At 52.6% G+C, this 20,635-nt stretch carries 19 protein-coding genes; 7 read left to right on the plus strand and 12 right to left on the minus strand.

Features of this window, described 5'->3' with window-relative positions; all coding sequences use genetic code 11:
• The first annotated feature begins 47 nt into the window (after positions 1-47).
• Positions 48-1,733 carry a chloride channel protein gene (locus tag BM025_RS07515; RefSeq protein ID WP_085849020.1) on the plus strand — a complete coding sequence of 562 codons (1,686 nt, stop codon included), beginning with the start codon at positions 48-50 and terminating at the stop codon, positions 1,731-1,733.
• A gap of 97 nt (positions 1,734-1,830) precedes the next feature.
• On the opposite strand, the gene BM025_RS07520 is transcribed toward BM025_RS07515, so the two are convergent.
• The 4 genes from BM025_RS07520 to cobS form a co-directional block, all read right to left on the minus strand.
• Positions 1,831-2,172 (minus strand): DUF427 domain-containing protein, encoded by a 342-nt coding sequence (locus tag BM025_RS07520; protein WP_085849019.1) that lies wholly within the window; start codon positions 2,170-2,172, stop codon positions 1,831-1,833.
• A gap of 57 nt (positions 2,173-2,229) precedes the next feature.
• Positions 2,230-4,017 carry an aminopeptidase P family protein gene (locus tag BM025_RS07525; RefSeq protein ID WP_085849018.1) on the minus strand — a complete coding sequence of 596 codons (1,788 nt, stop codon included), beginning with the start codon at positions 4,015-4,017 and terminating at the stop codon, positions 2,230-2,232.
• A 64-nt stretch (positions 4,018-4,081) separates the two neighbouring features.
• Entirely contained in the window at positions 4,082-5,956 is a 1,875-nt protein-coding gene (cobT, locus tag BM025_RS07530) for a cobaltochelatase subunit CobT (RefSeq protein ID WP_085849017.1), read from the minus strand.
• 197 nt (positions 5,957-6,153) lie between these two features.
• Entirely contained in the window at positions 6,154-7,143 is a 990-nt protein-coding gene (gene cobS / locus BM025_RS07540) for a cobaltochelatase subunit CobS (RefSeq protein ID WP_085849015.1), read from the minus strand.
• 242 nt (positions 7,144-7,385) lie between these two features.
• Between cobS and BM025_RS07550 the strand changes: the two genes are divergently transcribed.
• Entirely contained in the window at positions 7,386-7,946 is a 561-nt protein-coding gene (locus BM025_RS07550) for a fasciclin domain-containing protein (RefSeq protein WP_085849013.1), read from the plus strand.
• Between the two features lie 134 nt (positions 7,947-8,080).
• Entirely contained in the window at positions 8,081-9,058 is a 978-nt protein-coding gene (locus BM025_RS07555) for a DUF808 domain-containing protein (protein WP_085849012.1), read from the plus strand.
• A gap of 100 nt (positions 9,059-9,158) precedes the next feature.
• On the opposite strand, the gene BM025_RS07560 is transcribed toward BM025_RS07555, so the two are convergent.
• The gene (locus tag BM025_RS07560; protein WP_085849011.1) at positions 9,159-9,794 is read right to left on the minus strand and encodes a J domain-containing protein; all 636 of its coding nucleotides are present in this window, start codon (positions 9,792-9,794) and stop codon (positions 9,159-9,161) included.
• A 73-nt stretch (positions 9,795-9,867) separates the two neighbouring features.
• Between BM025_RS07560 and BM025_RS07565 the strand changes: the two genes are divergently transcribed.
• Positions 9,868-10,125: a BolA family protein gene (locus BM025_RS07565; protein ID WP_085849010.1), complete on the plus strand. Its 258-nt coding sequence runs from the start codon at positions 9,868-9,870 to the stop codon at positions 10,123-10,125.
• Positions 10,126-10,140: 15 nt separating this feature from the next.
• Here the strand turns inward: BM025_RS07565 and BM025_RS07570 are convergent, their stop codons facing one another.
• From BM025_RS07570 to BM025_RS07590, 5 genes are all read right to left on the minus strand, one after another.
• The gene (locus BM025_RS07570; protein WP_085849009.1) at positions 10,141-10,518 is read right to left on the minus strand and encodes a DUF4177 domain-containing protein; all 378 of its coding nucleotides are present in this window, start codon (positions 10,516-10,518) and stop codon (positions 10,141-10,143) included.
• Positions 10,519-10,692: 174 nt separating this feature from the next.
• A complete protein-coding gene (gene gatB, locus BM025_RS07575) occupies positions 10,693-12,207 on the minus strand; it encodes an Asp-tRNA(Asn)/Glu-tRNA(Gln) amidotransferase subunit GatB (protein ID WP_085849008.1) in 1,515 nt (504 codons plus the stop codon).
• A gap of 118 nt (positions 12,208-12,325) precedes the next feature.
• The gene (locus BM025_RS07580) at positions 12,326-13,552 is read right to left on the minus strand and encodes an FAD-dependent monooxygenase (protein WP_280139342.1); all 1,227 of its coding nucleotides are present in this window, start codon (positions 13,550-13,552) and stop codon (positions 12,326-12,328) included.
• 114 nt (positions 13,553-13,666) lie between these two features.
• A complete protein-coding gene (locus BM025_RS07585; RefSeq protein WP_085849007.1) occupies positions 13,667-13,897 on the minus strand; it encodes a hypothetical protein in 231 nt (76 codons plus the stop codon).
• A gap of 204 nt (positions 13,898-14,101) precedes the next feature.
• Complete coding sequence (locus tag BM025_RS07590) at positions 14,102-14,755, minus strand: pyrimidine 5'-nucleotidase (protein ID WP_085849205.1); 654 nt, start codon at positions 14,753-14,755, stop codon at positions 14,102-14,104.
• 114 nt (positions 14,756-14,869) lie between these two features.
• Here BM025_RS07590 and BM025_RS07595 point away from each other — a divergent pair, with 114 nt between their 5' ends.
• A complete protein-coding gene (locus BM025_RS07595) occupies positions 14,870-15,550 on the plus strand; it encodes a GntR family transcriptional regulator (RefSeq protein WP_085849006.1) in 681 nt (226 codons plus the stop codon).
• Here BM025_RS07595 and BM025_RS07600 read toward each other — a convergent pair.
• Both BM025_RS07600 and carA read right to left on the minus strand, forming a co-directional pair.
• A complete protein-coding gene (locus BM025_RS07600) occupies positions 15,547-18,039 on the minus strand; it encodes a glycosyltransferase (RefSeq protein WP_244515540.1) in 2,493 nt (830 codons plus the stop codon). The genes BM025_RS07595 and BM025_RS07600 overlap by 4 nt on opposite strands.
• Before the next feature lie 344 nt (positions 18,040-18,383).
• Positions 18,384-19,547, minus strand: a complete 1,164-nt coding sequence (gene carA / locus BM025_RS07605; protein ID WP_085849005.1) for a glutamine-hydrolyzing carbamoyl-phosphate synthase small subunit — start codon at positions 19,545-19,547, stop codon at positions 18,384-18,386.
• Positions 19,548-19,747: 200 nt separating this feature from the next.
• Here carA and BM025_RS07610 point away from each other — a divergent pair, with 200 nt between their 5' ends.
• Positions 19,748-20,206: a GatB/YqeY domain-containing protein gene (locus BM025_RS07610; protein WP_085849004.1), complete on the plus strand. Its 459-nt coding sequence runs from the start codon at positions 19,748-19,750 to the stop codon at positions 20,204-20,206.
• Between the two features lie 190 nt (positions 20,207-20,396).
• Positions 20,397-20,618, plus strand: a complete 222-nt coding sequence (locus BM025_RS07615; RefSeq protein ID WP_085849003.1) for a hypothetical protein — start codon at positions 20,397-20,399, stop codon at positions 20,616-20,618.
• The last annotated feature ends 17 nt before the right edge of the window (positions 20,619-20,635 follow it).

Consider the following 20,635-nt stretch of genomic DNA (forward strand, 5'->3'; position numbering starts at 1 on the left):
TGAAAAGCGCAAGTCGCAATGCGTGTAGAAAATAGGATCGGCGCAGCATGGCCGAAGACAAAATATCATATCCTAAAAAAGCGCTGCAAGACGTGCACGCGGGCGTTTTAGATGCCTTGCGTTTGATGCGTTTGCGCGGGCCGTCCCAAATTCAGTTTTGGTTTATTGCGCTCTTGATTGGCATCGCTTCTGGCCTTGCTGCTTTGTTTTTTCGCAAATGGATCAGTGGCCTGCAATCGTTCTTTTACGGGGCAGAAGACGTGCATTTGTTGCACAGTGCTGCGGGGGAACTGCCATGGTTTTGGGTGTTGTCTTTGCCTGTTTTGGGCGGTTTGGCTGTTGGGGTTGTGCTTAATTGGTTCACGCCAGATGGACGCGTGCGCTCGGTCGCGGATGTTATCGAAGGTGCCGCCCTGAATAACGGGCGGGTTGAAAAACGCGCAGGTCTGGCCTCGGCTGTGGCATCGTTGATCACGCTGTCAACGGGCGGCTCAACTGGGCGTGAGGGCCCCGTTGTCCACTTGGCTGCCGTGATTTCCAGTTGGGTGTCGAACAGGTTGCATGCCAATGGCATCACGGGGCGCGACCTGTTGGGCTGCGCTGTGGCGGGCGCGGTGTCGGCGTCATTCAATGCGCCGATTGCAGGTGCTTTGTTCGCGCTCGAAGTTATCTTGCGCCATTTCGCAGTACATGCCTTTGCGCCGATTGCCATTGCTGCGGTTGCAGGAACGGTGATCAACCGATTGGAATTTGGCGATGTGACTGAGTTTACACTCGCGGCGGACGGTGCATTGTCGTTTTATGTTGAATTGCCTGCGTTTGTTTTACTGGGCGCTGTCTGTGGTTTGATCGCCGTTTTGATGATGCGGTCTATTTTTATGGCGGATGATTTTGGCACTTGGGTGGTTGACCGTATTCATTTGCCTCCGGTATTTCGACCCGCTTTGGCGGGGTTGCTGCTTGGGCTTTTGGCGATTGTTTTCCCGCATATCATTGGGGTTGGCTATGAAACCACCTCTGCGGCTTTGACGGGGCAGCTTTTAATTTGGCAGGCGATTGTGTTCACTGTCGTCAAAGTGATCGCGGTCGCCATCACCATGGCTGGACGCATGGGGGGCGGGGTGTTTTCACCGGCTTTGATGGTCGGCGCTATGGTTGGGTTGGCGTTTGGGTTGATTGCCACAGCCGTGTTCCCAGATGTCTCGGGCACCGCGACGCTATATGCTTTGGCGGGTATGGGCGCTGTGGCTGCGGCTGTGCTGGGCGCGCCTATCTCGACGACCTTGATCGTGTTCGAACTCACAGGCGATTGGCAAACAGGGCTGGCCGTGATGGTCGCTGTGTCTTTGTCGACGGCCATTGCTTCAAAGCTTGTCGACAGGTCGTTCTTTTTGACTTTGCTTGAGCGGCGCGATGTGCATTTGGCCGCAGGACCACAAGCGTACCTTTTGGCAACTGTGCGCGTGCATCAGTGCTATCGCGGACCCGATGCGCCGCGCGCAGCCAAAGAAAGCGATTGCAAAGACTTAATTTCAAAAGGGATTTATATTTCCCCCAATGAAACGCTTGAAAAGGCGATCCCGATGTTCGAGACACATAACCTAGTGTTTATCCCTGTTGTCACCTTGCGCGAAGAAACAGGACCAGAATTGCATGGGGCGTTGTTTCATGTTGATGCTTTGCGTGTTTTTAGCAAAGCACTGGCCGACACAGCGGCAGAGGAACACAGTTAAACAGGTGAGCGGAACGCAAATTTTGCAAAGGCAAAAGGGCGCAGTTTGACCTACACCCTCTGATATATTCCTGCAAAAGCGTATCGATGATCTTTGCTTACAGCAGTTCAACAGCGGCTTTTTGTGGATAAAAAGCCAAATACCCTTTGATCTTTTCCATCCCTTGCAAGGGATTTTCATACGACCAAGCGGCATCTTCGATCAGAACCGACTTGGTTTGAATCGAATAATAAGATGCATCGCCTTTGAACGGGCAATGTGACGTGGTGTCTGAAGCATCCAAAAAGGCCATGGCAAGTGCGTCACGCGGGAAATAGATCACGGGTGGGTAATCGCCCTCAATCACTTCCAATGCATCACTCGTTTCGCCCAGAACTGCACCGCCAGCACGCACGACATATTTGCCGGGTGCTTTACGGATTTTAATATGGTCAGCCATTTTATGTCCCCTCTTAAATTTAGCGTATCTTATCAGGCAACTCTTAACAGGTATATGTCAGACTGCGGTGGTGGCGTGTCGCAGCCATTCTTTGGCACTGTCGCTGACGCGTGGTGAAATCACATTCCAAACCTGTGCGTGGTACCCATCCAACCAATCGCGTTCCCATGGGGCCATCTCATCAGCGTTGATTAAATCACGATCAATTGGCACAAAGGTCAAGGTTTCGAAATCAAGCATGTCACGTGGATCGCCACCGGAAAGATCAGGTGCGCTGCGCACGACGATCAAGTTTTCGATACGAATCCCGTACGATCCAGCTTTGTAATATCCTGGTTCGTTTGACAAAATCATCCCCTCGCGCAGGGGCAAATCCGAGGCACGTGAAATGCGTTGCGGGCCTTCGTGCACAGATAAAAATGCACCAACGCCGTGTCCCGTGCCATGATCATAATCGCGGCCCATGCGCCACAGAGGGGCGCGGGCCAAACTGTCCAAATGCGCACCAGCAACCCCACGCGGAAATCGCGCTGTGGAAATCGCGATCATACCTTGCAGCACTGCGGTAAAGGACTCGCGTTCTTCGGCGCGTGGATGACCTAAAGAAACGGTGCGGGTGATATCCGTTGTGCCATCAATATATTGCCCACCGCTGTCCAGCAAAAGCAATTCTCCTTCGCTCAGCGGGCGATCTGTCTCTGTCGTGACGCGGTAATGCACAATCGCGCCGTTGGGGCCAGAGCCGCTGATCGTATCAAACGAAATGTCTTTGAGCTGGTTTGTCGCGGCACGAAACCCTTCGAGTGCGCGCGCCACGGATATCTCGGTCAGGCTGTCTGGCACTTGGGCATCTAGCCACGCTAAAAATTCGACCATCGCAGCGCCATCGCGCAAATGGGCTTCACGCGCTCCTGCGATTTCAGCATCGGTTTTACAGGCTTTGGGTAAAATGCACGGATCTTCGCCTGTGACAACTTGAGCACCGGCACCTTCAATCAAGCTGCGCAAAGCATAAGGCGCGGTGGCCGGATCAATCAAAACTGTGCCTTCAAGGCTTTGCAGATGGGCATTGAATTCAGATCGCGGTGCGATTGAAATCCGTGGATCAGGGTCGAGCGCATCAAACTTGGACGGTTCTGCAAACAAGTGCATTTTCCCATCGGTGCTTAGCGTTGCAAAGGCTTGGACAACTGGATTGTGCGCAATGTCGGCACCGCGAATGTTCAGCAGCCAAGAAAGACTGTCAGGCAAAGTGAACACCACGGTATCTGCGCCATGTTTGCGCAGCGCGCCACAGACTATTTCGAATTTCTCTTCGGAAGTCTGCCCCGTTAATTCAAAGGGCTGGGCGAAAACTGGGGCATTGGGGCGATCTGGGCGATCCGTCCAGATTTTATCGATTAAATTCTGTGATGCGCTGATGGTTTTTCCACTGCCTTCAAGCGTTTTGCGCAGGATTCCAATGTCTTTTTCTGTATGCAGCCAAGGGTCGAATCCGATTGTTTGTGCGTCGCGTCCCAATAGCCATGCGCCCAAAGATGTCGCGGGCCAATCAATGTATTCGAACACGCTGTCATCACATTGCGCTCTGACCTGAACGGTGTAGCGGCCATCTGTAAACATTGCGGCGGCGCTGCGGGTGACGATGCTAAAGCCTGCCGAGCCCGTAAACCCTGTGAGCCATGCCAACCGTTCGTCACAAGCCGCAACATATTCACCCTGATGTGCATCTGAACGCGGCACAATGAACGCATCCAACCCTGCGTCAGTCATGGCAACACGCAGTGCAGTCACGCGGGGGGCAGCTTGGTCAGGGTGGCTGGTCACATCAAAGGATTGAAACATAGATTTCGCCTTATGTAATTGATTTTGCGTAATTATACTTGGTAAAACTTGCCTAAGTGAGATGCTACATCGCTTTGCGGATACCGAACATGCGGGCACGCGCCCTTGGGTCTGTGTCAAACAGCGCGGCCAATTGTTCGGTCATCGCACCTGCTAATTGTTCAACGTCAGTGATGGTCACCGCGCGCTCGTAATAGCGCGTCACATCGTGGCCAATGCCAACAGCAATCAGTTCAACCTGTTTGCGCTTTTCAACCAATTCGATCACATCGCGCAGGTGTTTTTCCAAATAGTTTGCGGGGTTTACAGACAGCGTGCTGTCATCCACTGGCGCACCATCAGAAATCACCATCAAGATTTTACGCGCTTCGTTTCGTGCAAGCATGCGGCGGTGCGCCCATTCGAGCGCCTCTCCGTCGATGTTTTCTTTCAGCAGGCCTTCTTTCATCATCAGTCCTAAATTGGACCGTGTGCGGCGCATAGGCGCGTCGGCGTTTTTGTAAATGATGTGGCGCAGATCATTCAAGCGACCCGGCATTTGTGGACGTCCTTGGGCCAGCCATTCCTCACGGCTTTGGCCACCTTTCCACGCGCGGGTGGTAAAGCCGAGCACCTCAACTTTGACCGAACACCGCTCCAGTGTGCGCGACAAAACATCGGCACAAATCGCGGCAATCGAAATTGGACGACCGCGCATAGAGCCAGAGTTATCCAACAAAATGGTCACGACTGTATCGCGGAATTCGGTGTCTTTCTCGCGCTTGAACGACAAAGGCGTGGTGGGGTTGGCGACAACACGCGCTAGGCGGCCTGCGTCCAATGTGCCCTCTTCCAAGTCGAATTCCCAAGACCGGTTTTGCTGCGCTTGCAGGCGGCGCTGTAGCTTGTTTGCCAAGCGTGACACCGCGCCTTTGAGTGGCTCAAGCTGTTGATCCAGATAGGCGCGTAGACGTTCCAGTTCGGCGGCTTCAGCCAAATCTTCGGCCGCGATTTCTTCATCGTATTTGCTGGTGAAAACTTGATAATTTGGATCTGCATCTGAAAAGGGCGCGGGCTGAGGGGCTTCAGCTTCGGCCTCATCATTGGGCATGTCCATCTCATCAGTGTATTCATCTTGCGCCATATCGTCTGAAGACACGGTGGCTTCTGACGCATCTTGTTGTTCTTCTTGCGAATTTTCAGGCGAGGCTTCGTTTTCGTCGTCTTGCTCTTGATCTTCACTCTCAGACTCGAGATCCTCTTGGTCTTCGTCTGATTCCGCATTTTGATCGTCGTCAGAATCCAAATCATCAGGATCATCGCCTAGCTGGTCGCCATAGCCAAGATCTTCGATCAAACGACGGGCCAAACGGGCAAAGGATTTTTGGTCGCTGATGAAACTGTCAAGATCGTCAAACGTGCCAGAGGTTTGCTGTTCGATGAAATCGCGCCAAATCTCCATCACATTTTGCGCCCCTGCGGGCAGATCGCGCCCAGTTGTCAGGTGGCGCATGTAATAGCCCATGGCCTGTGCCAGCGGGGCATCTTCGGTAGATGTGACCCCGTCATAGCCGCGCCGCATCGCCTCGTTACCGATTTTTGCGTCAATGTTTTTGCTGGTGCCGGGCATGTGCCGCGCGCCGACGGCTTCAACGCGCGCAGTTTCAAGCGCATCATAGATGTCAAAAGCCATTTGGCCTTGAGGCGCATAGCGATTAAAGGTGCCATCGTCGTGATATTTGTGACGCAAGGCCAAAGCATCTGCCGTACCGCGCGCGATCAACACTTCGTCGCGGGTCATGCGACGCGAAATTTGCGGCAAGCGTACCGTGTCTGGGGTCAGCCCCGATGGGTCCATCGAATAGGTAACCGTCAGCTCGGGATCATTGGCCAGTACTTTGGTGGCCTCAGCAAGGGCTTTTTTAAACGGATCAGCTGGGTTGTCGCTTGGCTTTGTCATCTATTTCCGCATTTCATTTGTTGAATTACGTCCGCACACAAAGGCGTAAGTGCTGCGATCAATGTCACAAAAGTCGGTTGCAGCACGCGACGTGTCAGTCTGACGGTTGAAGCGCCATCACCATCATATTGACGTCGGTTCAGGTATGCAAACATACGCGCCGACATCGATATGATGCGTGACAGCAGCTTCAATAATTACCCCAAGGTCATGCTTGCGGCAGATTCTGGCAGTTCTTCATCAAAGCAACGCTGGTAAATTTCAGCAACAGTTTGACGTTCCAATTCATCACATTTGTTGAGGAATGTAAGGCGGAAGGCATAGCCAACATCGCGGAAAATCTCAGCGTTTTGCGCCCATGTGATCACCGTGCGTGGTGACATCACCGTGGACAGGTCGCCGTTCATAAACGCTGTGCGTGTCAGGTCGGCAGCGGTCACCATCTGGCTGATCTGCTTGCGACCTTTTTCGGTGTTGTAGTTGGGGTTTTTGGACAGAACGATAGCGGTTTCCGCATCGTGGCTCAGGTAGTTGAGCGTCGCGACTAAAGACCAACGGTCCATCTGGGCTTGGTTGATTTGTTGCGTGCCGTGGTACAGCCCCGTGGTGTCGCCCAAACCAACAGTGTTGGCGGTGGCAAACAGACGGAAATAGGGGTTCGGCGTGATGACTTCGTTTTGATCCATCAAGGTCAATTTTCCGTCAGCTTCCAAAACGCGTTGGATCACAAACATCACATCCGCACGGCCCGCATCGTATTCATCGAACACAATCGCACAAGGGTTGCGCAATGCCCAAGGCAAGATACCCTCTTGGAATTCGGTGACCTGTTTGCCGTCTTTGAGTTTGATGGCGTCTTTACCGATCAAGTCGATCCGCGAAATGTGGCTGTCAAGATTGACGCGCACAGAAGGCCAATTGAGGCGCGCTGCGACTTGTTCAATATGCGTGGATTTGCCTGTGCCGTGGTACCCTTGGATCATCACACGACGATTGTGTGAAAACCCTGCAAGGATCGCCAGAGTTGTGTCCGGGTCAAATTTATAGGTCGTGTCGATCTCTGGCACGCGGTCAGTGCGGTCGGCGAACCCTTTGACGGTCATATCGGTGTCGATGCCAAAGACCTCGCGGACTGAGATATCTTCGGTGGGTTTTGCAGTCGCATCCATGTTTGAGCCCGTATCCATCGCTGTTACTTTGTGACTTCATGCCCGTTTCGCGCCAAGGGTGCAAGGGGGGGCAGGGTGGCAACTTTTACAAGGGGGCTGAGCGCGCACCTACGATTTCAAACATAATTCTGGATCACTTTTATATCTCAAATCAACGTGTCTTCATTGTGATGATCTGCGGTGGTCCAAAGCCGTCTGCAGGGCGTATCTCTTGTAACCTCGCCAAAATGGTCGAGGCATCAAACTGATGGAGACACAACATGAAACGCTCTTTTATTCTGTCCACACTCGCAGCGACTTTGATTTCTGGTGCAGCCTTTGCTGATCACCACGGCGAAAACCCGATGGTGGGTGGCGCAGAAATGTTCGCAGACAAAAACATCGTTGAAAATGCTGTAAATTCTGCAGATCACACAACACTGGTCGCTGCTGTGACAGCCGCAGGTCTTGTTGATACGCTCGCATCAGATGGCCCGTTTACCGTTTTTGCCCCTGTGAATGATGCTTTTGCAGCTTTGCCTGAGGGCACAGTTGAAACACTGTTGATGCCAGAAAACAAAGATCAGTTGACCAAAATCCTGACCTGCCACGTTGTTGGTAAAGAGGTCATGTCAGACGCGCTTAAAGGCATGATCGAAGACGACGGTGGCAAGCACCCAGTTCCAACACTCGGCGGTTGCACGCTGCAAGCGTCCTACGTTGACGGCAAAATGATGCTCGAAGACGAAAACGGCAACGTTGCGACAGTGACTATCGCGGATGTGGACCAGTCAAACGGCGTGATCCATGTGATCAACACAGTGATGTTGCCAGCAATGTAAGTTGACGTTTATTAAAATGTTGCAAGATTGGGCGCCTTTCGGGGCGTCCTTTTGCATTTTAAGCTATGTGGCATTTGCCTAAGACCCAAAGCCCCACTACATATGGGTCAAACAAGACCTGTAAGGACAAATACATGAGCGGTTTACTGGCTTTACTCGATGATGTGGCAGGGATCGCTAAGGTTGCTGCCGCCAACGTCGATGACATTGCAACACAGGCGTTAAAAGCCTCAAGCAAAGCGGCGGGGGCGGTGATTGATGATGCCGCCGTGACGCCCAAATATGTGCAAGGCTTCCAGCCTGCGCGTGAATTGCCCATCGTTGGGAAAATTGCGTTGGGGTCGATCAAGAACAAGTTGATCATCTTGCTGCCCGCAGCGCTTTTGCTGTCCACTTTTGCGCCGTGGCTGATCATGCCTTTGTTGATGATTGGCGGGTGCTATTTGTGTTTTGAGGGGGCGGAAAAGGTCTATCACCTGTTTAAGCCGCACGCGCCTTACGCGGATGGTCAAGACCCGAGCGAAGGCGACCCCATGCGCCTTGAAGAGGCTAAAATCGCGGGGGCGGTGAAAACGGATTTCATTCTATCTGCTGAAATCATGACCATCATTCTGTCAGGTATTGATCCTACTGGGTCGATCCTATTCAAAGCGGGCGCTTTAGCGTTGGCTGGTATTTTCATCACTGTTGCAGTGTACGGCGCTGTGGCGTTGATCGTGAAAGCGGATGATGTCGGGCTGTGGTTGGCACGGGTCGGGCGCTGGTCTGTGACGCGTGCATTGGGGCGTGGCATTGTGAAATTTATGCCATTTTTGATGAAAGCGCTGATGATTATTGGCACCGCCGCGATGATTTGGGTGGGCGGATCAATTGTTATTCATGGGATGCACGAACTTGGATTGCACCATCCTTATGTTGAAATTCACCACTTGGCCGAAGTTGCCGCGCTGGCTGCGCCCAAAGCCGCTGGTTTTGTCACTTGGTTTATGACGGCGCTGTGTGATGGCATTCTAGGGCTGGTTTTGGGACTGTTTCTTATTCCGGTGGTTAGTAAAGTGATTGATCCTTTGATCCACGCGGTCAAAGGCAAAAAAGGCGATGCTGCGCATTAAGCGTTGAAACGTCTGAGCGCTTTCAGTCGATATGTGATAAAAAAGGCCGCCTATGTTGAGGCGGCCTTTTTGCGTTTTATGGCTTGATGTTCACGAGAGACTAGCGGAAAAAACGGCTGTCTTTCACTTGGTCCCAAGCCCAAACAACTTGTTGCAATTGTTCTTCTTGTGACCGATCGCCACCATTCACATCTGGGTGCAAGACTTTGATCAAGCTGCGGTACTGCTTTTTGATCTCGGCTTTGGTCCAATGATCTTTGGCTTCCAAAATTTCAATCGCCTGACGTTCAGGAGCAGGCAATTTGCGCGTAGACGCACCCGGATCGCTTTTGCCCGGATTTTGTGTGGCGTTTTCCCCTAACACTTGATGCGGATCATCCACACCAAGACGCGCCCAAGCCCGTTCTTCGCTGGTTTTCTTACCAAACGGCTTTGTTGGGCGCTCGCCTGTTTCGGCGGCTTTCATCTGTTCTTCCATTTCTTCGGGCGTCGCGTTGTCGAAGAAATTCCATTTTAAATTATAGGCGCGAACATGGTCCTTACAGAACCATTTGAACTCGTCCAAATGATCGGGGGAACGGGGCGCGCGGTACTGGCCCGCCTCGACGCACCCGTCGTGTTCGCATTCTCTCTGAGACGTTTCAAACGCACCAGACATACCGCGGCGGCCGCCGCGGCGTTTCTGTTTGTCCTTTGCTGCGGACATATCGAAACCAAAGGGATCGTCTTTTTGCATGTGGCTTAACCTTTTAGACTCAGGCAAAATACTCTAGACGATATGGAGAATTTGGAAAGAGGATAAAGCCTAAATGTCGATCACAGATGAGATGAAATCACGCTTGAACGACGCTTTTTCGCCAAAGCAGCTGGAAGTGGTCGATGACTCGGCCTCTCACGCGGGGCATTCGGGCAATCCTGGCGGTGATGGTGAAACCCATTTTAACGTTATGATCCGCTCGCCACTGTTTGAAGGCATGTCGCGTGTGGCGCGTCATCGTGCTGTGCACAAAGCGCTTGGAGATATCGTGCCGCGCATTCATGCGCTGGCACTTGATTTGGATGTTTGACCCCGTCTTGTCGTACTATGCGGGCTTGTCTGGCGCACTCGTCGTATTGGCGGCATCAGCATCGCTTTTGGCCTTTGCCGCTTCGGCGGCGATGGCCGCATCAGCATCTTCTTGAGCAAAGGTGCCAAAGCCCACTTTTTCATCCGTGAACATGCCAAAATCAGCTTCGCGGCGGAAAATCAAAACTGTATGGTAGCTGACGGTTTTCGACGTCAATCCTGCGCGTTCTTCCATAGGTACAACATCCGAGCGGACATATTCCCAACCTTCTTCAGCAAAGGCATTCAAACGGGTTTCCATGGCCTGTGCCATGCGTGCGTCAGGGGTTTTAATCCCTTTGGCTTTTTCGCCTTTGCGCGGGGCGGGGATGACGCGGTACTCATAGGCTGACATGGGTAGCTCCAATTTTGGCTGGCATTAGGTCGACTTTATGCAAGGCCAATGTAGATGAAAAGGTTTGCGTTTTTGCTAATGACTGTCTGAGCAGGCGGTTTAAATGAAAAACGGGACAGCTTTACGCCGCCCCGTTTGAAAATACGCCAGTTCCAACACGTCAGTGTCGTCGTCTTAAAGGCCGAGCTTTTTCACGACCAATTCGTTGACCGCAGCAGGGTTGGCTTTACCGCCTGAGGCTTTCATCACTTGGCCGACAAAGAACCCAACGAGTTTGGGGTTCTGTTTGGCTTTTTCAACTTGCGCAGGATTGGCTGCAATCACGTCGTCCACGGCAGCCTCGATGGCGCCCATGTCGGTGACTTGTTTCATGCCTCGGTCTTCCACGATCGTCGCAGGATCGCCACCCTCGGTGTAGACGATTTCGAACAGGTCTTTGGCGATCTTGCCAGAGATGTCGCCTGATTTGATCAGCTTGACCACGCCGCCAAGTTGTTCGGCTGACACAGGACTGTCCACGATGTCTTTGTCGTCTTTTTTCAAGCGACCAAACAATTCGTTGATCACCCAGTTTGCTGCGAGCTTGCCGTCTGTGCCCTCTGCCACGCGCTCAAAATAAGCGGCGTTGGCGGTGTCTGCGGTCAAAACATTGGCGTCATATTCAGACAGGCCAAACTCGGTCACAAAGCGGGCTTTTTTCTCGTCTGGAAGTTCAGGCAGGGATGCTGCGATGTCGTCAACCCAAGCTTGTTCGATTTCCAAAGGCAACAGATCAGGGTCAGGGAAGTAGCGGTAATCGTGGGCTTCTTCTTTTGAGCGCATAGAGCGGGTTTCGTTTTTATCCGCATCATACAAGCGTGTCTCTTGTTTGATTTCGCCACCGTCCTCGATGATCGCAATCTGACGGCGTGCTTCCACGTCAATCGCCATTTGGATAAACCGTGTCGAGTTCATGTTTTTCAATTCGCAGCGCGTGCCAAGGTGGCCGAAATCACCAGTCGCTTGGAATTTCTCATACTGACCGGGGCGACAGACAGATACGTTCACATCTGCCCGCATAGAACCGTTTTGCATGTTGCCATCACAGGTGCCCAAGTAGCGCAAGATTTGGCGCAGTTTCAGCACATAGGCTGCCGCTTCTTCAGGGCCACGAATGTCTGGGAAAGACACGATTTCCATCAGCGCCACACCAGTGCGGTTTAGGTCAACGAAAGACATCGTTGGGTCCATATCGTGAATGGATTTGCCTGCGTCTTGTTCTAAGTGAATGCGCTCGATCCGTACATTGCGCGCCACACCCGGTTCCATATCGACCAAGACTTCGCCGTTGCCCACGATGGGGTGGTAAAGCTGGGAAATTTGGTAGCCTTGTGGCAAATCTGGGTAGAAATAGTTCTTGCGGTCAAACGCGGAAAACAGATTGATCTCAGCTTTCAGACCAAGCCCCGTACGAACGGCTTGTTCAATGCAATATTCGTTGATCACTGGTAGCATGCCGGGCATGGCGGCATCAACGAACGCTACGTTTGAATTTGGCTCGTTGCCGAACTTGGTCGATGCGCCAGAGAAAAGCTTGGCGTTGCTTTGCACTTGGGCGTGAATTTCAAGTCCGATCACCAATTCCCAGTCTTCTTTCGCGCCTGCGATGACTTTGGGCTTGGGGCTTTTGTATTGGATGGTATCAAGCATGACGCGGCTCCGGTAAAACTGGTTTATCCGCGTTCTAAGATAGCATGGCGCGCGGGGCAAGGGCTATGCGTGGTCTTAACTGGCTCTGAGCGCCGGCGATCTGCTGTCTGGGCGCGCGCTAAAGCGGGCCTAGCCCAGCACGCATCACGCCCATGCGCACTGGTTTGATGTCGTGCACTGCTTTCAGCCCCAGCAAACGCACGGATTGCAAAATATGATCTTCAGAGCGCACAACACGGTTGAACAGATCGACCACTTTGGCGCGTGCAGTGATGTCGCGGTGGCGGGCACGGCTATAGGCATCAAGCATTTGCGTGTTGCCCAGATCGTCGGGATTGGCATCGCACAGATCCAAAAGTGCGGCCAAATCATTGAGCGATGTATTCAGGCCCTGTGCGCCGATGGGGGGCAAAACATGGGCGGCTTCTGCAATCAATGCGACGCGCTGGGCACTTAGGCAGTCTGCTACTTGGGTGATGATCGGGAAAATTCCACGCTGAGACGCCAGTTGCATGTTGCCCAATAGGCCCGCCGAGCGTTCGGTCATTTCTGCGTTAAAGGCGTCAGTGTCCATGTGCAAAAGGTCAAGCGCTTTGGGGCCTTTGTTCATCCAAACAATCGCAGAGGCCGGTTGGCCCTCAATGTCAGCCAGCGGCACCATGGTGAAAGGGCCGCCTTCGCGGTACACTTCGGTTGAAATATTGGCATGGGGCAGGCTGTGCTTGGCTGTGAACGCCAAAGATTTTTGCCCATAGCGCGTGACCGAGGTGCCGATCCCAGCCGCATCTCGCACGGCTGAGGCGCGCCCATCTGCGCCGATCACCAGTTTGGCTTCAACTTGTGTGCCATCCGTCAGTGTGACAATCGCAGAGTTTGTGCGGGTCAGCATGGATTTAAATCCCACGCCATAGCGTGTCTCTGTTTGCGCAACATTTGGCAAAATTCGCATCAATTCGCGACGCATATGCCAGTTGAGAAAATTCCAGCCAAAGGGTTCATCCGCCGTCTCTCGGCCTTCAAATTGTCGTTCCGTGCGCACAGTCGGTGCATCATTTCTTGCCACAGTATCGACGATACGCAGCCCATCAAGTGGTGTTGCGTGCGGGGCCAAAGCATCCCAAATACCGATTTTTTGAAACAAATCACGGGCAGGGCGCAAAAAGGCGGTGGAGCGCAAATCAGCCCCCAGTTGGTCGCCTTCAATCACGGGCGTATAGGGGTCGACCATCAGCGTTTTAAACCCAGACGCCCCAAAGGCCGCCGCAGCAATCATACCTGCAATGCCGCCACCAACGATGAGAATATCGACGTGTGTGCGGCCTGATGTGGGGGCATGTTGGGTCACGTGGCAGCTCCTTTGTTACCGCGATTGAGAGCGCGGTGTATTTCCCGCAGTGATAGGCGCAAAACCCAAGTTTGTCCAAGCGTCAGCCTGTCTCAGGGTGCGGACAATCTGCGTTTATTTACCAACAGTGAGCAGTACCAAAATCACATACACAAGGGGCACGGTCGCGAGCGCTGTGAGGCCCAGCACCTTTAATCCAAAAAACGCCACGCCTGTACCAACGATCACGGCAAACAGTACGATGACCACAAGAGTTATCAAAACTTGCCGCGGTGTGGCGATGCCAGTCTCGTCATGATCGGTGTCAGGCAGATGTGTATTGTCTTGGAGGGTCGGAGTGTGCATGTGCGGTTCCTTACGAGGTGTGCTTTTGGCATTTGTCTAGGCCTTGGCACGGGGGTGGGTCAGGATGACGGGGTGTCGCGCGTCATACGCGCGCAGGCAAGAGTTGCGTCATACGCACGCAGGCAAGAATTGCGTCATACGTGCGCAGATGAAACGTAGCATTTAATGTGCGCAAGGGCATTAGTGCACGCCAAACTTATGCCGTTACCTAGACAGCTTTTGCAAAAATCCGGTTAAGTCGTCTGTATGATGCTGCACATAGGGCGCGGTGTGGGCATCCTTTTGCGGGGCGACATGGACGGTTTTCATTCCCAATTGATGCGGGACTTCCAAGTTGCGTGGGTCATCTTCAAACATCGCAGCCTCACGGGCGTGCATGTTGTCTTGCGTTAGAATTTCAGCATAGGCTTGCGCGCTTGGTTTTGGGTGAAACCCAGCGTGTTCAATACCGTAGACTGCATCAAACAAACCTGAGAGTCCGCGCGCGATCAGTACTTGCTGCGCATAGGGGGCCGAGCCGTTGGTGAAGACAATTTTGCGTCCATCCAACGCCCCAATCGCATCGCGCAGCGCAGGATCAGGGGCCAACACGGAAAAATCGATGTCGTGGACATAGGTCAAATATGGCAAAGGATCGGTGCCATGCAGCCGCATCATGCCCGACAAAGTGGTGCCATGTTCAAGCCAATATTTGTTGCGCAATGCGCTTGCATCATCTTTGGAAACGCCCAATTCATCCGCAACCCAATCCGTCATCCGCACCTCGATTTGAGGGAACAGCGAGGTTTCGGGTGGATAAAGCGTATTGTCGAGATCAAAGATCCACGATTTGACGTGAGAAAACTGTTTTTGCACCATGAGGTCTTGATACGGCGCGCTTTTGCGACGTGCAAGCCTTGTGCGGGGCGTGTTAACGCTTGAACGTTGGGGAAAGGCCCGTTTATGGTCGCTCAGCACGAAAGAGGGATACCGATGAAAGACGCACGCATAAGTCATACCAGCAATCCCTTGTCTGGGCAGACCTCTGGACAAAAAGATGCCTATAGCCTGATTTTGGAAGCCATCGACACAGGCATCTATCGTCCGGGTGATCGCTTGGTTGAAAGTGAGCTGGCCGAACGGTTCGGTGTTTCGCGCACTCCCATTCGCGAAGCGCTTCAACGGTTGGAAACTCAATCGATGCTGACGCGTGATGGGCGGTCCTTGATTGTCGCGTCTTTGGATCACAACCAAATGGCCGATCTGTATGTGGTGCGCACCGAACTCGAAGGTCTTGCCGCGCGTCTTGCAGCGCGTCATGCCACGCCCGAAGAAATCCGTGTGCTGCGTGATATGGTCACCGAAGATCGCGCATTGATTGATGATCCAGATGCTTTGTCGCGGGCTAACAGACGGTTTCACAAGCAAATTCATTTGGCATCGCACAATCGCTATCTGGTCAAGCAGTTGGATTTGGTTCATCGCTCTATGGCGCTGTTGGCAACAACATCTTTGGCCGCAGAGGGGCGTGGCGAAGAAGCCATCGATGAACACAATCAAATCGTGACTGCGATTGAAGCGGGTGATGGGAATGCAGCGCATAAAGCCTTGAGTAACCATATCTCAAAAGCGTTTGTGACACGACTTAAAATTGACGCAGAAACAGACCGTTAAGGTTTGTTCTCACTGCGGTGCGCCACATAAGTATCGACACTTTTGATGCGCCTGTGTTTGTGACGTGACGAACGCGGTAACCAGTCAGGGACTGTCGAAAAGGCTGCGGTCAATGTCATGTCTGGTGATATCTGGGACCTGTGCGCGTTGATGTCGATACCCGCATCTTTGACAGCATCTACATCGGGTTTTGGCGCGGGCTGTAATCGTGACGTGTCGAGATATGTGTCCTGTTTTGCATTGGTACAAAGTCGTGGTTTCGGCTCTTTTTCTATGACATGATCCGGTAAATTCAATCCGAACGTCACCCGTCTCTTTCCTATACGCTGGACGATTAAGGCATGTGTATTGGGCGCGTGTTCAAAGACCGTTGGAGATTCTGCAAATCCCACAGCTTGCTTGCATTCGGGCACATGTACGCAGTCGTTTGCGCTTAACTGATAAGGGCGTGCCACGCGCGTACTTTTTCCAAAAGATAAAGGTATCTTGGGGATCGCATCCTCCAAGTTTGTCACATTTGCGCTGGGCGTTTTGGGTGAGAAAAATGACTGTGATGTTTCGGTTGGTGCATTCTTAACCTCATGCGCGGGCGCTTTTTTTATTGCGTTTGGATTTAACAGATCATCCAACGATTTGGTTTCGAGGGCAATTTGTACCGGCGTGTCGGTGTCGGCCTCGAAATCATGCAACCCATGTGCAGTTTTGTCCCAATAATTGGGCCGCGTCACGACTTCCCACAGGCCTTTGATCGCAGCAAGCGTGCCCAGTGGGTAGTAAAAGTGCAACGTTGGCACCCACTTCCACATACCTTTGTGCTTTGGAGTCGATGTAGCCAACATACCGATGGCCACTGTGATCACTTCGGACATCAAAAACAGGCTGCCCAATGCTATGAATGTCCCATTGGGAACAATATCTTGCAACGGGTGGTGAAAGCCAAGTGGCATGGCCCAAAACGACCACAAAAGCGGGGCCAAGACAAAATTTGATAGGGTGCCAAAGAATAAAACCTGCACGCCAAAAAACTTCCACCAACCCAGATCAGCCAAAAGTTTGCGTGGATTGCGCATGTGCATGGCCCACGTCATTGCATAGCCTTTGAGCCAGCGAGACCGCTGTTTGACCCATGGCCAAAACCGACAATTGGCCTCTTCGTCTGTCACCGTGCGGATCAATTCTGTGCGGTATCCGTGGCGAGCCAGACGGATGCCCAAATCCGCGTCCTCAGTGACATTATGCGCATCCCAGCCACCCAATTTTTCGATGGCTTGCCGGCGAAAGAACAATGTTGTCCCACCCAAAGGCACCACCAAACCCAGGCGTTCATACCCCGGTAAAATGATGCGAAACCATGACGCATATTCAACAGTAAAGCACCGCGCCAACCAATTGGTGCGGGCGTTGTAAAAGTCCAAAATGCCCTGCACACAGGCCACATCTGGGGCGGCTTGAGCAAAATGGTGTGCGACTTTATGAATTTGTTGCGGTTCCGGCGCATCTTCGGCGTCATAGATGCCGATGATCGAGCCACGACAAAAATCGAGCGCAAAGTTCAACGCGCGCGGCTTTGTTGTCACACCGCCTCGCGGCACCACAATCATCCGCATCCAACGCGGCAGATCCGTTTGGGTGACTGCCTCTTGGGTGATTGTGTCGTCTTCTTCCACGACCAAACAGATGTCCAAAAGCTCACGCGGATAGGTAAGTTTTGACAAGCGTTTGACCAAACGCCCCGCGATTTCACGCTCATGAAACAGCGGCACCATGACAGACACCGTTGGCAACCTTTGGGCACTGCGCCCCGTGCTAAATGTTGACTGTCTGCGCTGTGACACGCGGGCTTGGGCAAAAGCCGCAGCCAGTTTTAGGGCCGATGTGACGACTAAAATCATAATGGCCCAGCACACCAAGATCAAAAACATCACTCGCGGAAAAGCAAGTGTTGCAGCTATGGCTGTGAATCCGATCGCAGACAGGATGCGCATCAAACGTGTGATATCAAGTTCGCGGCAACTTTCATGGGCTGCGACACGGGTTTCTGCCGCCTGTGCAAGCTTGCGTTGGCGTGACCGCAATAACGCATCATGGAGCGTGGTTTCAGAAACCACAGCCATGCGCACAGGGCCAAAAAGCGCAGTCAGATGCGGGCGCAACTCTTCGAATTGTTCGGGGCGACATGATGCGATCAGCACGGTCGATCCCACGCGTCGCCAAGGCAAAAGCCCCTTGCGCAAACATTCATCCGCCCCCAAAGCATCAATCAAACGTACATCTGCACGGTGGGCCGTGAAATCTGCAACCTCGGCCTCGTATTGCTTGGCCAAGGCAGCATACAAGGTGGTTTCTTCAACCATCCCATGTGCCAGTAAAATGTCACCAATTCGCGCGTCTTGGCGCTGGCGCATTGCCGTGGCGCGCACCAAATCTTGTGGCGCGAGCGCGCCGATGTCGACCAATATTTGGCCGATCGGCGTTCTGTGCCTTTGCACATGGCGCAGTTTTTTGAGATCGGATGGGGGGGGGGCTGTGAATTTGTTCTGACGATCGCAGCTTATAGACAGCCTTGGATGGTTCAGTCACCACGGTGCTCAACTGTCCCAGCGCGGGTGTTTTAAAAATGCCGTGCCGCAACTGCGCCATGTTCACTCGTGATCCCATTTGGGGCAGATTTTGCCCTAAAGTATGATGACCTGAGTTGGTTAATGGCGCGTTAATTGCTCCCTAGAATTGGGGAGGGCTGGTGGCAATAAGCCGTGGTATTTATGGGGATCGATAAAGTTCTAACAAAAAAGCCGACCCATTCACGGCCGGCTTTTTGTAATGTCTTGAAATCTTAGGCTGGGGTGCGCGCGGTCATGGCCTCGGCAAAGCGTTCAAACAGGTAATAGCTGTCCATCGGACCAGGCGAGGCCTCTGGGTGGTATTGCACTGAAAATACTGGTTTCCCAGTCACTTTGATCCCACAGTTTGACCCGTCAAATAGCGATACATGCGTTTCAACAACACCTGCTGGCAAAGATTGCGCATCGACAGCAAACCCGTGGTTCATTGACGTAATTTCAACTTTGCCCGTGTCTTTGTCTTTCACAGGGTGGTTGGCGCCGTGGTGCCCGTGGTTCATTTTGATCGTTTTTGCGCCAAGCGCCAAGGCGAGCATTTGGTGCCCAAGGCAGATACCAAATACAGGCAGATCAGCGGCCAAAACGCCCTTGATCATCGGCACGGCGTATACGCCTGTTGCCGCAGGATCACCGGGGCCGTTTGACAAAAAGACGCCATCTGGGCTGTGTGCAAGCACGTCTTCTGCCGTTGCTGACGCGGGCAAAACCGTCACGTCGCAGCCAGCCGAGGCCAAGCAGCGCAAGATATTGCGTTTCGCACCGAAATCGATGGCAACGACTTTAAAACCTTTGGTGTCGCGTTTGGGGTAACCGTCTGGCCACGCCCACCGCATTTCGTTCCAAACATAAGATTGCGCGCAGGTAACATCTTTGGCCAAATCTGTGCCTTCAAGACCGGGGAACTCACGAGCCATTTTGACCAGAGCTTCGATGTCAAAGTTGCCTTCTGGGTCATGTGAAATGGCCACATGCGGCGCGCCTTGTTGGCGGATTGCGCGGGTCAAGCGGCGTGTGTCGATACCCCCCATGCCAATGCGTCCGCGTTTGGCAAGCCACGGTCCTAGCTCTTCTTGTGTGCGCCAGTTGGAGGGATCTGTAGGGTCCCATTTGACGATCATACCTGCCGCAACGGGATCGGCTGTTTCGTCATCTTCTGCGTTCACACCGGTGTTGCCGATATGAGGGAAGGTGAACGTGACAACCTGACCTGCGTAGGACGGGTCAGTCATAATTTCTTGGTAGCCTGTCATCGCCGTGTTGAAGCACAGTTCGGCGGTGGTGGTGCCTGTGGCCCCGAAACCATTGCCGTAGAAAACTGTGCCGTCCGCAAGCACAAGGCAAGCTGTCGGTTTCGCAGTCGATTGAGTAGTGGACATGACTCGACTCCCTATAAAAGGCCCAAAATTGTCGGGAAACTAGGGAAAGCGGGCAGGGGCGTCAAGCGCGTGTTGTGTTTTTCGCATAAGTTTCTGTTTTGTATGTTTTTCAATAGGTTAGCGGGTGGGTTAAGATGTTGTTAAATGCCGTGTTTTTGGGTAGGGTCGGGGCTTGCAATGGCTCAGGGGATGAGACACGAATGGATATTCGAACACGTATCAGTGCTGCGTTGAAAGCGGCAATGAAAGACAAAGATGCACCGCGCTTGTCGACACTTCGATTGATCAGCGCTGCGATTAAAGATCGCGATATTGCCCTGCGTGGTGAAGGCGATGATGCTGGGGTTTCTGACGCCGATGTCCTTGGTATTCTTGAAAAAATGGTAAAGCAGCGCAAAGAAAGCGCCCGTGCTTTTGACGAAGGTGGCCGCCTTGAAATGGCTGAAAAAGAACGCGCTGAAATCATCGTTATCGGTGATTTTTTGCCGCGCCAATTGAACGACGATGAAGTTTCCAAAGCCATCGATGATGCGATTTCGGCCTCTGGGGCAGAATCAATTCGCGATATGGGCAAAGTTATGGGCGCGTTGAAAAGCAAATACACAGGCCAGATTGATTTCGGTGCTGTTGGTCCACGCGTGAAAGAAAAATTGGCTTAATTGACCGATTTTCAGACGTTTTAGCGGTTTTTCGCAAATTATAAAGGCTGCCGAGAAATCGGTGGCCTTTTCGTTTGCCGGCTTTCTAGGTTGCCCAAAAGCGGAGTTTGCGTTTTGTTAAGGCATCTGAGCCACTCTCTTGCGCAGCAGGCGGTCAAAACAACTGCCTGCTGTTTAAAGGGAGGATTATATGACAAAACACGTGACACATTTCACGACATCACGCGCCACACCGCAAAGTGGTGAACGACGCAGTGCCGCTGAGCGGGCCTATTGGGCAAAACAAAACGCTGCAAATATGCATGGGTTGGATAGCTTTTCACAGCAATTGTTTGAATATTTGACCGAGGCAGAATTACAAGAAATGGCTTTGATGCCATCGATACCATCGTTACGATCTGACGCGGCTTAGCTTGGTGGCGGGCTGTT

It is taken from the genome of Pacificibacter marinus, from assembly GCF_900109555.1.
In the GTDB taxonomy this organism is placed as follows: Bacteria; Pseudomonadota; Alphaproteobacteria; order Rhodobacterales; family Rhodobacteraceae; genus Celeribacter; species Celeribacter marinus_C.